At 68.5% G+C, this 13,871-nt stretch carries 13 protein-coding genes; 10 read left to right on the top strand and 3 right to left on the bottom strand.

The window, feature by feature from the left end; genetic code table 11:
• A complete protein-coding gene (locus tag BT264_RS21170; protein WP_072440439.1) occupies positions 1-855 on the bottom strand; it encodes a FadR/GntR family transcriptional regulator in 855 nt (284 codons plus the stop codon).
• 228 nt (positions 856-1,083) lie between these two features.
• Between BT264_RS21170 and BT264_RS21165 the strand changes: the two genes are divergently transcribed.
• The 8 genes from BT264_RS21165 (at position 1,084) to BT264_RS21130 (ending at position 9,863) form a co-directional block, all read left to right on the top strand.
• Positions 1,084-2,292 (top strand): ABC transporter substrate-binding protein, encoded by a 1,209-nt coding sequence (locus tag BT264_RS21165; protein WP_072440441.1) that lies wholly within the window; start codon positions 1,084-1,086, stop codon positions 2,290-2,292.
• 69 nt (positions 2,293-2,361) lie between these two features.
• Positions 2,362-3,222, top strand: a complete 861-nt coding sequence (locus tag BT264_RS21160; RefSeq protein ID WP_072440443.1) for a branched-chain amino acid ABC transporter permease — start codon at positions 2,362-2,364, stop codon at positions 3,220-3,222.
• A complete protein-coding gene (locus tag BT264_RS21155; protein ID WP_072440445.1) occupies positions 3,219-4,262 on the top strand; it encodes a branched-chain amino acid ABC transporter permease in 1,044 nt (347 codons plus the stop codon). The genes BT264_RS21160 and BT264_RS21155 overlap by 4 nt, the downstream gene beginning before the upstream one ends.
• Complete coding sequence (locus BT264_RS21150) at positions 4,259-5,026, top strand: ABC transporter ATP-binding protein (protein ID WP_072440446.1); 768 nt, start codon at positions 4,259-4,261, stop codon at positions 5,024-5,026. The genes BT264_RS21155 and BT264_RS21150 overlap by 4 nt, the downstream gene beginning before the upstream one ends.
• The gene (locus tag BT264_RS21145) at positions 5,023-5,724 is read left to right on the top strand and encodes an ABC transporter ATP-binding protein (protein WP_072440448.1); all 702 of its coding nucleotides are present in this window, start codon (positions 5,023-5,025) and stop codon (positions 5,722-5,724) included. Before BT264_RS21150 ends, BT264_RS21145 begins: the two co-directional genes overlap by 4 nt.
• A gap of 34 nt (positions 5,725-5,758) precedes the next feature.
• Positions 5,759-7,048 carry a Zn-dependent hydrolase gene (locus tag BT264_RS21140; RefSeq protein WP_072440450.1) on the top strand — a complete coding sequence of 430 codons (1,290 nt, stop codon included), beginning with the start codon at positions 5,759-5,761 and terminating at the stop codon, positions 7,046-7,048.
• Positions 7,045-8,553, top strand: a complete 1,509-nt coding sequence (locus BT264_RS21135; RefSeq protein ID WP_072440452.1) for a M81 family metallopeptidase — start codon at positions 7,045-7,047, stop codon at positions 8,551-8,553. The genes BT264_RS21140 and BT264_RS21135 overlap by 4 nt, the downstream gene beginning before the upstream one ends.
• Before the next feature lie 122 nt (positions 8,554-8,675).
• The gene (locus tag BT264_RS21130; RefSeq protein ID WP_072440454.1) at positions 8,676-9,863 is read left to right on the top strand and encodes a YncE family protein; all 1,188 of its coding nucleotides are present in this window, start codon (positions 8,676-8,678) and stop codon (positions 9,861-9,863) included.
• Between the two features lie 75 nt (positions 9,864-9,938).
• On the opposite strand, the gene BT264_RS40070 is transcribed toward BT264_RS21130, so the two are convergent.
• Positions 9,939-10,073: a hypothetical protein gene (locus BT264_RS40070; protein ID WP_006405345.1), complete on the bottom strand. Its 135-nt coding sequence runs from the start codon at positions 10,071-10,073 to the stop codon at positions 9,939-9,941.
• Positions 10,074-10,463: 390 nt separating this feature from the next.
• On the opposite strand from BT264_RS40070, the gene BT264_RS21125 reads away from it, so the two are divergent.
• Entirely contained in the window at positions 10,464-10,922 is a 459-nt protein-coding gene (locus tag BT264_RS21125; protein WP_072440652.1) for a hypothetical protein, read from the top strand.
• A gap of 88 nt (positions 10,923-11,010) precedes the next feature.
• Complete coding sequence (locus tag BT264_RS21120; protein ID WP_072440456.1) at positions 11,011-11,823, top strand: alpha/beta fold hydrolase; 813 nt, start codon at positions 11,011-11,013, stop codon at positions 11,821-11,823.
• 55 nt (positions 11,824-11,878) lie between these two features.
• Here the strand turns inward: BT264_RS21120 and BT264_RS21115 are convergent, their stop codons facing one another.
• Entirely contained in the window at positions 11,879-13,867 is a 1,989-nt protein-coding gene (locus BT264_RS21115; RefSeq protein WP_256260687.1) for a DUF4034 domain-containing protein, read from the bottom strand.
• Positions 13,868-13,871: the final 4 nt, after the last annotated feature.

Genomic DNA, 13,871 nt, shown 5'->3' with positions numbered 1-13,871 from the left:
TCAGCCCTCTTCGGGATCCGTTGCGGCCGCATCGGATCCCGCTACGTGAGCGGCGGCCCGCCTGCGGATCTCGGAGTCGAGGATCAGACGCCCGCGCAGCTTGCCTTTCATCCGCTTCACATGCTTGGGCGCCTCGGTCATGTGCTCGACCATCAGCGCACGGACGCGCTCGGCATCGCGCTCGCGTGCGGCCTGCAGGATCGCCTTGTGGATCGACACGTTCGCTTCGCCGAAGCGCTTGTGTTCGACGAGCGGCGTATCGTTCCGGAACTCGATCAACTGCCGGATCATCTCGTTGATCAGCTCGCAGCTGAATCGCAGGAACGGGTTCGGGTTCGCGGCCGCGAGGATGTCGTGGAACGTCGTGTCCTCCTGTCGCTGGCGCAGCATGTGGCCGCGGTCGTGCACGCCCGACGCGCCGTCGCAACACGCGATGTTCGACTCCAGCGCCGCGAAGTCGCGCTCGCTCAGGTGCGGCACGGCGCCCGCCGCCAGCTCGGGTTCGAGCAGCTGGCGCACCGTATAGATGTCGTCGATCGTCACGTCCTTGAAGAACAGGTAGTTCTGCAGGAGCTGCAGCGTGCGGTCGAGCGGCACCTCGACGACCATCCCGCCGCCCGACGGCCCCGTCGTGACCTTGATGAGCCCCTGCACCTCGAGCGACTTCAGCGCCTCGCGGATCGTGCTCTTGCTCACTGCATAGAGCTGCTGCAGCTCGGCTTCGCGCGGCAGGCGGTCGCCCGGCTTCAGGTCCTTCTCGGTGATCAGCCGCTTGATCTCCTCGGCGACGAGATCGGCCCGCTTCGGCTGCTTGATTTCGACCGCGAGGCCCGCCCTGGCTCGGTCCATGACCATCTTCACGACTCCTTTGTCTGACTGCGCGCCGCGTCATCGTCGACGATCCGTTCCGGCGCAGGGTACGGAATTTTGCCTGATTGACACCAATTTTGATCAACTCTAGCATCATGTTCATTCTATTTATCATGATAAATAGGATCAACCGGCGGCGCGCATCCTGCAGGGCGTGGGCACGGTTTGGCAGTCGGTCGCATCGCGTGTGTCCCCTTTATCAGGAGCGTCAACTTGAATCGCCGAGAACTGTTGAAACTGGCCGCACTGTCGGCCGTGCCGGGTGCGCTCGGCAGCATGTCGTCCCGTGCCGCGTTCGCGCAGGGTTCGACCATCCAGCTTGCGTGCCCGGTGCCGATGTCGGGGCCGTTCGCCGCCAACGGCAAGTATGCCGATCTCGGCATGCAGCTCGCCGTCAAGCAATACGGCAAGGTGCTCGGCGCGCCGCTTGCCTATACGGCGCTCGACACCGAGGGCAAGCCCGCGACCGCCGTGCGGCGCGTGCAGGAGATCGCGCAGCAGAAGGGCGTGCGCTTCTTCGCGGGCGGCATCCTGTCGTCCGAATCGCTGGCGATGGGCAAGGAAGTCCAGAAGGCGGACGGCGTGTTCATCACCACGGCCGGCGCGGACGAAATCACCGGCAAGGATTGCAATGCCGCGACGTTCCGCTGGTCGGTGCCGACCTTCGGTGCGATCGAGCAGACGGTGCGCCCGTTGATCCAGATGCTGCCGAAGGCGAAGCGCTGGTACACGATCACGCCGCAATACGTGTTCGGCGACGGCCTGCTGTCGGCCGCGAAAGCGATCTTCAAGGAGAAGGGCATCGAGCATGTCGGCAACAGCTACCACTCGCTCGCCGAGAAGGAGTTCAGCGGCTACCTGACGAACGCGGCGGCCGCGCAGCCGGACGTGCTGCTGATCCTGAACTTCGGCTCGCAGTCGTCGGACACGCTGCGCCAGGCCGTCAGCTTCGGGATGAAGCGCAACTGCACGATCCTGCTCGCGTGGGCATCGGGCCTCGAGCAGTTCGAGGCGCTCGGGCCCGACATCTGCGACGGCGTGTATTTCGGCGCGCAGTACTGGCACGGCATCGATTCGCCGCTGAACCGCGACCTGGTGAAGCGCACGAACGCCGTGTTCAAGGCGAACCCGAACTACAGCCTCGCGGGTTCGTACATCTGCTCGAAGATCCTGATCGACGCGATGGTGAAGGCCGGCAGCGCCGATCCGAAGAAGGTCGTCGCGGCGATGGAGGGCATGAAGTACGACGGCCTCACGGGCCCGGAGGAAATCCGCAAGGCCGACCACCAGGTGCTGAAGAACTACTACCTGCTGAAGGGCAAGCCGAAGGGCCGGATGAAGAGCGCGGACGACTATGCCGACATCGTCAGCTCGGGCCAGTCGTTCCTGCCGGTCGACAAGACGGGCTGCAAGCTCGCGTGACGCCGTGCATGCGTCCGCGGCCGTCGTGCGCCGCGGACGTCCGTTACCTTCCTTTCCGACACGGAAGCCATGAACGTCTATCTGCTGCAGATCGTCAACGGCATCGGCGTGGGCATGCTGTATTTCCTGCTCGCCGTCGGCCTGTCGATCGTATTCGGCCTGCTGCGCTTCGTGAATTTCGCTCACGGCGCGTTCTACCTGCTCGGTGCATATCTCTGCTACCAGGCGCTGCAATGGTCGGCGAATTTCTGGGTCGCGCTCGCGGTCGTGCCGCTCGTCGTCGGCGCGTTCGCATGGGGCGTCGAAAAGCTCGTGCTGCGTCATGTGTACGCGCAGCAGCATGAATTCCACATCCTGGCGACGGTCGGGCTCGCGCTCGTGCTGCAGGAGTGCGCGATCCTCGCATGGGGCCCGCTCGGCGACAACGTGCCGCCGCCCGACGCGCTGAACGGCGTCGTGATCTGGGGCGGCTTCGTCTACCCGAAATACCGGCTGTTCGTGATCGCGTTCACGGCCGTGCTCGCCGCCTTGCTGTGGTGGGTGCTCGAAGGCACGCGGCTCGGCAGCACGGTGCGCGCGGGCAGCGAATCGACGGAGATGGTCTCGCTGCTCGGCATCAACGTGACGCGCGTGTTCAGCCTCGTGTTCGCGCTCGGCGCGGCGACGGCGGCACTCGCGGGCGTGCTCGCCGCGCCGATCCGCGGCGTCGATCCGTTCATGGGCATCGAGGCGCTCGGCGTCGCGTTCGTCGTGGTCGTCGTCGGCGGGATGGGGAATTTTCTCGGCGCGCTCGTCGGCGGGCTGCTGGTCGGCATCGTGCAGAGCCTGATGAGCACGCTGTGGCCGGAAGGCGCGCGACTGATGATCTACGTCGCGATGGCGGCCGTGCTGCTGCTGCGTCCGAACGGGTTGCTGGGGAGGGCCGCATGATCGAATCGTCGAAACCGCTGCCGCCGGGGGCGGCGGCCTCGCAGCGCGCGCCGGCATGGCGCGCCGCGTTGCAACGCCCGGAAGGCTGGCTCGCGGTGGCCGTGGCCTGCGTGCTGCCGCTCGTGTTGAGCTCGGGATCGCTCGCGACCGAAGTGCTGGTGTTCGCGCTCGCCGCGCTCGGCTGCAACCTGCTGCTCGGCTATACGGGGCTGTTGTCGTTCGGGCAGGGCATCTTCTTCGGGCTCGGCAGCTACGCGGCGGGGCTCGTGCTGACGCGCGGCGTCGCGTCGGTGAGCGTCGCGCTGCTCTCTGCCGCCGCGCTCGGCGCCGTCGCGGCAGCGCTCGTCGGCTGGTTCTCGATCCGGCAGCGCGGCACCTATTTCGTGATGCTGACGCTCGCGTTCGGGCAGCTGTTCTACTTTCTCGCCTATACGACGCCGGACGTCACGGGCGGCGACAACGGGCTGCTCGACATCCCGCGCCCCGCGCTCGCCGCGTTCGGGCATCCGCTCGTTTCGCTCGATTCGCCGTGGCGCTACTACGGCTTCGTCGCGGTGCTGTTCGTCGCGGTGTTCTGGCTGCTGCTGCGCGTGTCGCGCTCGGTGTTCGGCCGTACGCTGCTCGCGATCCGCGACAACGAGGCGCGCGCGGCGGCGGCCGGTTACGACGTGAAGCGCTTCAAGCTCGCGGCGTTCGTGATCTCGGGTGCGGTCACGGGCCTCGCGGGTGCGCTGCACGCGTTGATGACGGGCATCGCGCCGCTGTCGAACATCGACTATCACACGAGCGAGATGATCCTCGTGATGACGGTGATCGGCGGCACCGGCAACCTGTTCGCGTCGGTGCTCGGCGCGGCGTTCTACGTGCTGTTCGCGGACTGGCTGTCGACGCTGTGGCCGCGCTGGCTGCTGCTGCTCGGCCTCGTGCTGATCGCGGTCAGCCTGTTCATGCAGCGCGGGTTGTGGGGGCTGGGCGAACGCGTCGCGGCGAAACTGCGGCGCACCGATGGCACGGCGACCGATGCGAGGGAGCAGCAATGAGCGAAGCGATTCTCGAGGCGCGCGGCGTCGTCAAGCGCTACGGCAAGTTCACGGCGCTGGGCGGCGTCGACCTGCGGATCATGCCGCGCACCGTGCATTCGGTGATCGGCCCGAACGGTGCGGGCAAGACGACGCTGTTCCATACGCTGACGGGCACGCTGCCGATCACGTCGGGCTCGATCCTGTTCGACGGTCACGACGTGTCGCGCGAACCCGATCACAAGCGCGTGCGGCGCGGCATCGCACGCTCGTTCCAGGTGACGAGCCTGTTTCCGAACCTGAGCGTGCGCGAGAACCTGCGGGTTGCCGCACAGGGCGTCGAATCGCGGCGCGCGCTGAATCCGTGGACGCCGCCGCGCGGTGCGCTCGCGCACGACGGCATCGTCGACGACGTGCTCGAGCGGCTCGGCCTGCAGCGCTTCGCCGACACGGCGGCCGGCGTGCTGTCGCACGGCCAGCAGCGCCGGCTCGAGGTCGGGATGGCACTGGCGGCGCGGCCGCGCGCGATCTTTCTCGACGAGCCGACGTCGGGTATGGGGATCGACGATCTCGACGACATGAAGGCGCTGATCCGCGGCCTGCGCGACGACTACACGGTCGTGCTGATCGAACACAACATGGGAATCGTGATGGACATCTCGGACACGATCACGGTGATGCAGCAGGGCCGCGTGCTGGTCGAAGGCAAGCCCGACGCGATTCGCGGCGACGAGCGCGTGCGCAGTGCGTATCTCGGCAACATGATCACGGGAGGCCGCGCATGATGCTCGACGTGAAGGAGGTCCATGCGTGCTACGGCAAGAGCCACGTCCTGCAAGGCATGACGCTGAACGTGAACGAAGGCGAGACGGTGACGCTGCTCGGCCGCAACGGCGCGGGCAAGTCGACGACGCTCAAGACGATCGCGGGCGTCGTCGCGCCGACCGGCGGCACGCTGACGTTCGCGGGCCGGCCGATCGCCGGGCAGCCCGCGCACCGGATCGCCGCGCGCGGCCTGTGCTTCGTGCCCGAGCATCGCGGGATTTTCCGGCTGCTGTCGGTCGAGGAAAACCTGCGGCTCGGCGCGCGCCGCGATTCGCCGTGGCAGCTCGACGATATCTACCGGATCTTTCCGCGCCTGAAGGAGCGCCGCCGCAACGGCGGCGCGCAGTTGTCGGGCGGCGAGCAGCAGATGCTCGCGATCGGCCGCGCGCTGATGAACCACCCGCGGCTGCTGATGCTCGACGAGCCGGTCGAGGGGCTCGCACCGGTGATCGTCGAGGAGATCGTCGAGCAGTTGAAGCGGATCAAGGCGGCCGGCGTCGCGATCCTGCTCGTCGAACAGAACCTCGAAGTGTGCACCCGGCTTGCGGACCGCCACTTCGTGATCGAACAGGGCGTGATCGTCTACGAAGGCAGCAACGCGGCGTTCGCCGCCGATCACGAGGTGAAGGACCGTTACCTGGGCGTCGGCGTCGCGTAAGCGCCGTGCCTTTTCATTGCGAGGAATTCCATCGATGCAAGTTCAGGATTCGACACCGGGCGTCGCGGCGTCCGGCTTGCGCGTCGACGGCGCGCGGCTGTGGGACAGCCTGATGCGTCTCGCGCGGATCGGCGCGACCGACAAAGGGGGCGTGTGCCGACTCGCGCTCACCGAACTCGATCGCGAGGCGCGCAACCTGTTCGTCGCATGGGCGAAGGAAACCGGCTGCACGGTGCGTGTCGACGCGATCGGCAACATCTTCGCGCGGCGTGCGGGCGAACGCGACGACCTGCCGCCCGTGACGACGGGCAGCCATATCGACACGCAGCCGACCGGCGGCAAGTTCGACGGCAACTACGGAGTACTTGCGGGCCTCGAAGTGCTGCGCACGCTCGACGATGCGGGCGTGCGCACGCGTGCGCCGCTCGAGGTCGCCGTCTGGACCAACGAGGAAGGCTCGCGCTTCGTGCCCGTGATGATGGGCTCCGGCGTGTTCGCGGGTGCGTTCACGCTCGACCATGCGCTCGCGCAGTGCGATCGCGACGGCGTGTCGGTGCGCGACGCGCTCGTCGAGATCGGTTATGCGGGCGATGCGGACGATGGGCGCGACGCGCATCCGGTCGGCGCGTATTTCGAAGCGCATATCGAGCAGGGGCCGGTGCTGGAGGCGCACGACACGACGATCGGCGTGGTCGAGGGCGCGCTCGGGCAGCGCTGGTATGACGTGACCGTGCACGGGATGGAGGCGCACGCGGGCCCGACGCCGATGGAGCTGCGGCGCGACGCGCTGCTGGTCGCGGCCGATCTCGTGCGCGCGGTGAACGGCATCGCGCGCGCGCATCCGCCTCACGGACGCGGCACGGTCGGCTGGGTCGACGTGTACCCGAATTCGCGCAACGTGATTCCGGGCCGCGTGACGCTGACCGTCGACCTGCGCGCGGCCGACGATGCGACGCTCGCGGCGATGGATGCGCAACTGCGCGCGACCTGCGCCGACCTGGGCACATCGGCCGGCATGCGGATCGACGTCGAGCAGGTCGTGTACTTCCCGCCGCAGCCGTTCGACGCGACGCTGGTCGGGCAGGTTCGGGCCGGCGCGAGCGCGCTCGGGCTGTCGTCGATGAACGTGATCAGCGGCGCGGGCCACGACGCGGTGTATCTCGCGCGCGTTGCGCCGACCGCGATGATCTTCGTGCCGTGCAAGGACGGGATCAGCCACAACGAGATCGAGGACGCCGATCCGGTGCATCTGGAAGCCGGCTGCAACGTGCTGCTGCAGGCGATGCTGGGCGCTGCCGGGATCGCGGAAGGTGGCGCACGATGAAGATCCTGATCGCCCGGATGAACCACGAGACCAACACGTTCTCGCCGGTGCCGACGCCGCTTGCCGCGTTCGGCCGCAACGGCCCCGACTGGGGCGACGACGCATATCGCGCGAACCACGGGATGCGTACCGCGATGGCCGCGTTCATCGATGCGGCCGCGCGTGAAGGCGCTGAAATCGTGACGCCGGTGTCGGCGGCCGCGAACCCGAGCGGGCCCGTTGCGGCCGATGCGTATGCGGCGATCTGCGAGGCGATCGTCGCGGCCGCGCCCGGCTGCGACGCGGTGATGCTCGACCTGCACGGCGCGATGGTCGCCGAGCAGAGCGCGGACGGCGAGGGCGACCTGCTCGCGCGCGTGCGCGCGGCGCTGCCCGACGCGCCGATCGCGGTCGCGCTCGACCTGCACGCGAACGTCACGCAGAAGATGATCGACCATGCGGACGTGATCGTCAGTTTCAAGACCTATCCGCATGTCGACATGTATGAGACGGGCGAGCATGCGGCGCGCGTGCTGCTCGACCGGCTTCATGGTCGCGCGCGGCCGGTGCTTGCGTGGCGGCAACCGCCGCTGATGACGTCGACGCTGCGCAGCGCGAGCGCCGAAGGCGCGATGCGGCGCGCGGTGGAGGCCGCGCGCGCGGCCGAGGCCGAGGTCGGCGGCGTGCTCGCCGTGTCGGTGCTTTCGGGTTTCTCGCTCGCGGACATTCCCGCGCCGTGCATCAGCGTCGTCGTGGTCGGCGACGGTGACCGCGCGGCGGCCGATGCCGTCGCCGAACGTATCGCGCGGCAGATCTGGGACGCACGCGACGAATTCGTCTACCGCAGCGCGCCGCTCGCGGAGTCGGTTGCGCAGGCCGCAGCGCTCGCGCGCGGCGCGGACCGCCCGGTGCTGATGCTCGATCACGGCGACAACTGCATGTCGGGCGGCCCGTGCGACACGATGGACCTGCTCGAAGAAGCGCTCGCGCAGGGGCTCGACGGGATCGTCAGCGGGCCGCTGTGCGACCCGCAAGCGGTCGCGGCGCTGATCGATGCGGGTGTCGGCGCGACCGTCACGGTGCCGGTCGGCAACCGGCTGCCGTCGCACGGCGGCGTGCGGCGCGAGCCGTTTCGCGCGACCGGCGTCGTGCGCGCGATTACCGACGGCGAATACGTGATCACGGGGCCGACCTATACGGGCCAGCGCGCGTACATGGGCCGCACGGCCGTGCTCGACATCGGCGCGGCGACGCTCGTCGTCACCGAGCGCACGCAGGAGCCGTGGGATCTCGGCGTGTTCGAGAGCGTCGGCGTCGATCCGCGCCGTGCGCGCTTCCTGCTGCTGAAATCGCGGATGTATTGTCGGCCGGTATTCGTGCCGATCGCGGCCGCGCTGGTCGAATGCGACAGCCGCGGCGTGACGGGCTCGGACTACGGGCTGTTTCGCTACGAGCGGCTCGCGCGGCCCGTGTATCCGCTCGACACCGTCGATCGGTGGGGGCCGGGCGCGTCACCGGCGGCCTGACGGAGCGGGGCGCGAGACGCCGGATTCGCACGCTTTCGGGCATCATGCGATGGCAGCGGCCCGTCGAGCAGCAGGGTCGTGCAATCCATTGCGTCCGCAACCGATCCGGAGAATCGATCGCCATGCATTCGAATCCTTTCCGCCTGCGCGGCGCGCGCCTGCTCGCCGCGCTGACCCTCGCCACGACGGGCGTCGCCGTGCACGCCGCCGACTGGATCGTGTCCGGCAACGACGGCAAGTACCAGCGCGTCGAGGGCCGCGACACCTTCCTCGCCTCACCGCCCGCCGACACGCTGACACTGCTCGACGCCAGCACGTTCCCGCCGAAAGTCGCATTGCAGGTCGACGTCGAGAACGGCATCCAGGGGCCGCCGCAGGCCGTCGCGATCACGCCCGACGCGAAGCTCGCGCTCGTCGGCGCGCCGACGCGCTACGACGCGGCCGCGAAGCAACTCCTGTTCGACACGTTCCTGCAGGTCGTGAATCTCGACGCCGCACCGCCCGCGATCACGCGCATCGAGCTCGGCACGCATCCGCAAGGGATCGCGATCGACCGTTCGGGGCGGCTCGCGCTTGTCGCCAATGTCGACGGCAGCGTATCGATCCTGCGCATCGACGGCACGCACGTGACGCTCGACGGCAACCTGAAGATCGGCAAGAAGCGGCTCGCAGGGATCAGCTTCACGCACGACGGCAAGCATGCGCTCGTGTCGCTGCGCGACGAGCAGGGCGTCGCGGTGCTGAACGTCGACGACGGCAAGGTGACCGACAGCGGCACGCGCCTGAGCACGGGCGTCGCGCCTTACACGATCGACGTGTCGAGCGACAACCGCTGGGCGGTCGTCAGCAACGTCGGGCTCGCGGGGCTGCCGGGCTATACGGGCACGCTCGCGGGCGACGCCGATACGGTCGCGCTGATCGACGTGTCGCGCGTGCCGTTCCGGACGGTCCAGTACCTGACGGTGCCGTCGCTGCCGGAAGGCGTCGCGATTTCGCCGAACGGGAAATGGATCGCCGTGCAGGCGATGGACGGCTCGAACCTGACGTCCGATAATCCGGGCCGCCGCAAGCTCGGCAAGGTGCTGCTGTTCGAGATCCGCGACGGGCAGGCCGTGCAGACCAGCGAGTTGCCCGGCGGCGAAGCCGCGCAGGGCATCGTGTTTACCGCCGACAACCGGCACGTGATCGTGCAGTTCAACGTCGAACGGCAGCTTGCGCTTTATGCGGTGGAAGGCGGCAAGCTGCGCGATACGGGCAAGCGTATCGCGCTGACCGGCGGGCCGTCTTCGTTGAGGACGTTGCCGCGCTAACGTGCGGGGCGCCGGTTCGTTCACCTCCGTGCATTCATGCGGCGCCCGGATTTTCCAGGCGCCCGTCGATGCGCGTTACGGCCGCAGCAGATCGAACCCGCCGAATACGACGACACCGCTGAGCGCGATCATCGCAACGGAATGCTGGCCGAAGTAGAGAATCGCGGCAGCAAGCCACGTCGTGATGCAGAAGGCGCCGATGCGGGCCATCGTCTGTTCCTCGAATGCGTAATGAAGTGGGCGCCGCCCGGCGAGCGGTGCACGAAGGCGGACGGAGAGGGTGACCCGCGAAGCCGCGACGGCGGCGCGGCACGCTCACGTGCCACGCCCGGAAGGGCGGGAGTCGAACCCGGCGGCGTTGCGCGACCGTGCCCGCAGGCCGTCGACGCGCGGATCCGCCCGGCGAAACGGCAATTTTACCAGCGCCGTTTCGCCGCCAATCTGGCCCTTTCGCGACTTGAGTGCCGCGATCTACCGCGGAATCCGCGGAATCCGTCCGACCCCGATACTCAAGTTTCGTGTGACGAATGACGTAAACGAGTCGGAAGGCATTTCATGCCACCCCGTCACGATTTGTTTACCGACACACGGACCGACACGATGCAGATCGATTTTTCCACGACCGCGCGATCCCCACTGGCGGACGGCAGCGTTACAGCAAACCCGCCGGGCGCATCGGCCACGACATCATCCGCCGACGGCGCAACGGATACCGCGGGTACCACCGGCACGACGAGTACCACCGGCGCGAAGAGTTCGACCGGCGGCACCGGCGAAACGCTCGGCGCATCGGGCGCGTCGTCGGAAAGCCCGGCAGTCAGCCAGTTGAAGGCGCTGATCGAACGGCTGCAGAAGCAGCTCGCGACGCTCGAGCGGCAAATGGCGAGCGCCGCCCAGCGCGCGAAGGACGACCCGGCCGCGGCGGTCGAACAGCAGTCGCTGAGCGCGGAGGCCAGCGCGATCTCGGCGGCATTGGCGACGGCGATCTCGCAGCTCGCGGCGGCGATCGAGAAGTCGGGCGGCTCGTCGGCGGGCGGGCTGGTGTCGACGCAGGCCTGACGGTTTCCGGCTGCGCGCGCCGTCAATGCCGCGTCGGCCGCACGCATTACAATCGCAAGCTCGTCTCCCTCGAAAGGACGGCAGAACGATGCATGCGGAACTCGACGACGACGAACTCGTCCGCTTCGACGCGCACGGCGGCACGCCGCTGCCGGCGGCCGATGCGCAAGGATGGCTGGAACACGACGGCGCGCGCATCTGGCACGCGTCGTTCGGCCACGGCCCGCCCGTCGTGCTGCTGCACGGCGGCCTCGGCCACGGCGGCAACTGGGGCAACCAGGTGCCGGCGCTGCTCGCGGCCGGCTACCGCGCGATCCTGATCGACAGCCGCGGCCACGGCCGCAGCACGCGCGACGATCAACCGTATTCCTATGAACGCATGGCGTCGGACGTGCTTGCGGTCCTGGACGCGCTGCACGTCGACCGCGCACGCTTCGTCGGCTGGAGCGACGGCGCATGCACCGCGCTCGTGCTGGCGGCCCGTGCGCCGGAGCGCGCGGCCGGCGTGTTCTTCTTCGCGTGCAACATGGACCCGGGCGGCACGAAGGAGATAGTGCCGAGCCCGCTGATCGACCGCTGCTTCGCGCGCCACCGGAAGGACTACGCGCAACTGTCCGCAACGCCGGACCAGTTCGATGCATTCGTTTCGGCCGTCAGCGAAATGATGCGCACGCAACCGAATTACAGCGCACAGGATCTCGCGGCGATCGCGGTGCCGGTGACGATCGTACAGGGCGAGCACGACGAATTCATCCGGCCCGAGCATGCGGCGTATCTGGCGCGCACGATCCCGGGCGCGACGCTGACGATCCTGCCCGGCGTGAGCCACTTCGCGCCGCTGCAGCGGCCCGCGCGATTCAACGCGGCGATGCTGGCCTTCCTCGACCGGCTGCCGGGCTGACCGCTCGTGCGGCCCGCGCGCGCCGTCGATGGGTGCGCGCGTTGGTCGCCCGTGCTCAGACCATCGCGTTGTCGTTGCCGGGAATCTCGTGCGCCTTGATCTGCTTGCGGTGCAGCTTGTACAGCAGCTTGCCGAGCATGCCGTCCTCGTGACGCAGGCGCGTGATGTTGCGCACGTATTCGTCGTCCGGAGCGATCGCCTGGGCGCCCATGATCCAGCGCACGCTTTCGCGATAGTTGTAGAGCGATTTGTCGCGGCTGTCGGCCAGGATCGACGACAACGCGGCCATCGCCGCCGGATGGCCGCCTTCCGCATGGCGGCGCAGTTCGTCGACGTAACGATGGCGCGACGGGAGATCGTCGACGTCGGCGATGAACATCAGCATCGTCTCGAGGCCCTCGGTATGCCCCATCTCATGCGCCACGCGCGCGGCCTCGACGGCTTCGACCTGCATGCGCGTGCGTTCGGCTTCGTCCTTGCTGGCGCCCGCGATGTGATAGTACGCAAACGCGAGCTTGTACGCGGCCATGTTGCCGCCGTCGTCGACCGACTCGCGGAAGTAATGGGCGGCGCGATACAGATCCTGCGTGACGTGCATGCCGTCTTCGTAGAAGCAGCCGAGCAGGTAGCCGCACGAATCGCCGCCCGCTTCATAGCCGAGTTCGCACAGCGCGACGGCGTCGGCGGGCCGACGGCCTTCGTCGCGCATCGCCGACGCGAGCTGGTTCCATGCGAGCGAGCCCGGCTCGTTCACACGCGCGGCTTCGAGCCACGCATCGCCGCGTGCGTCGTCCTGCGCGAAGCCGAACGTGCCGGTGCGATGGGCGTAGCCGCGCAGGATCATCGCCGACGTGCATGCGCGCGCATCCGATGCGCGCTCGATCGCGCCGGTCAGCCAGGTGCCCTGCGGATCGAGGTCGAGCGCCAGCCGTACGCCCATTGCCATCGCGTGGTTGTCGTCGATCGGCTGATCGTGCTCGGCTTCCCGCAGGCGCGCGTAAGCCTGCTCGTATTCGCTGCGCATGAAATGACTGTGCGCGAGCCAGTGCAGCGTTTCCCAGCGGTGATACGGATGCAGCGCGGCCTTGGCCCGCGCGAGCGTCGCGGCCATCGCGCGGCGTGCATCGTCGTCGTCGTCATTCGAATCGAGCGTATTGCCGATATGGTCGTCGCGCCAGATCTCGTGGCGCAGCCGGTCCTTCTCGACCGCGTCGAGGTGCGCGCACGCGTCCGAATCGACGAACGCGCGGACGTGGTCGTGCGAGCCGCCCCAGCGCGGCTGCATGTACCAGATGAACGTACGCATCGGGAAAAACTGGTGCGGGTGAATGTGCAGCGTCGCTTCCATCCAGTACCACTTGCCCTTGCGCAGCTTCTTGCCCTGGACGGGGCCGGGCAGCGCTTCCGGAAATTCCGCCGGACAGGCGACGGGTGCGCCGGGGTTCAGCCCCGAACGCGCGAGCATGCCCTGCAGTTCGGCGCGAGTGGCCTCGTCGTGGGCGCCGACGTTCAGGTGCAGCTCGGTCACGGGCCAGCGCCGCTGTTGCACCAGCTGCGTGAGCCACTCGGGTTCGTCGAACGACGACACGCTCGTGAAGATCACCTTCGGCGCGCTCCACATCGTCGGCGCGAGCACGAGCGCGCGCAGCGCGGCGACGATCGTCAGCGTTGCGCACGCATGCGCGCAGATCCAGCCGGTTTCCGTCACCGTCTCGGCCCAGCCGGAGCCGCGGTACTCGTACGCCCAGTGGTGCCAGTAATGCGCCTCGCATAGCCACGCGTGCGCGGATTGCGGGTTCGCGGCCTGCCAGGCGCGCAGGCGCGCGAGGCCTTCGGCGCCGGCTTCGATGCACGGCTGCACGTCGGCCGGCAGCGCGTCGACGTACAGCGCCTCGGCCGTGCGGTCGGCGAAGCTGGCGGCGAGCGCGGCGTCGAGCTGCGTGTCGAGCGCGGCAAAATCGCCCGCGCGCAGCAGCGCGTCGACGTCGCAGATGAACCATCGGGACTTCGCGGGCGGAATCAGGTCGGCGGGAGCAGAGGACATGTCG

The organism is Burkholderia sp. NFPP32 (genome assembly GCF_900119325.1).
GTDB classification, from domain to species: domain Bacteria; phylum Pseudomonadota; class Gammaproteobacteria; order Burkholderiales; family Burkholderiaceae; genus Burkholderia; species Burkholderia pyrrocinia_C.
The sequence above is the reverse complement of the archived record's forward strand: the minus strand, read 5'-3'. Positions and strand labels throughout refer to the sequence as shown.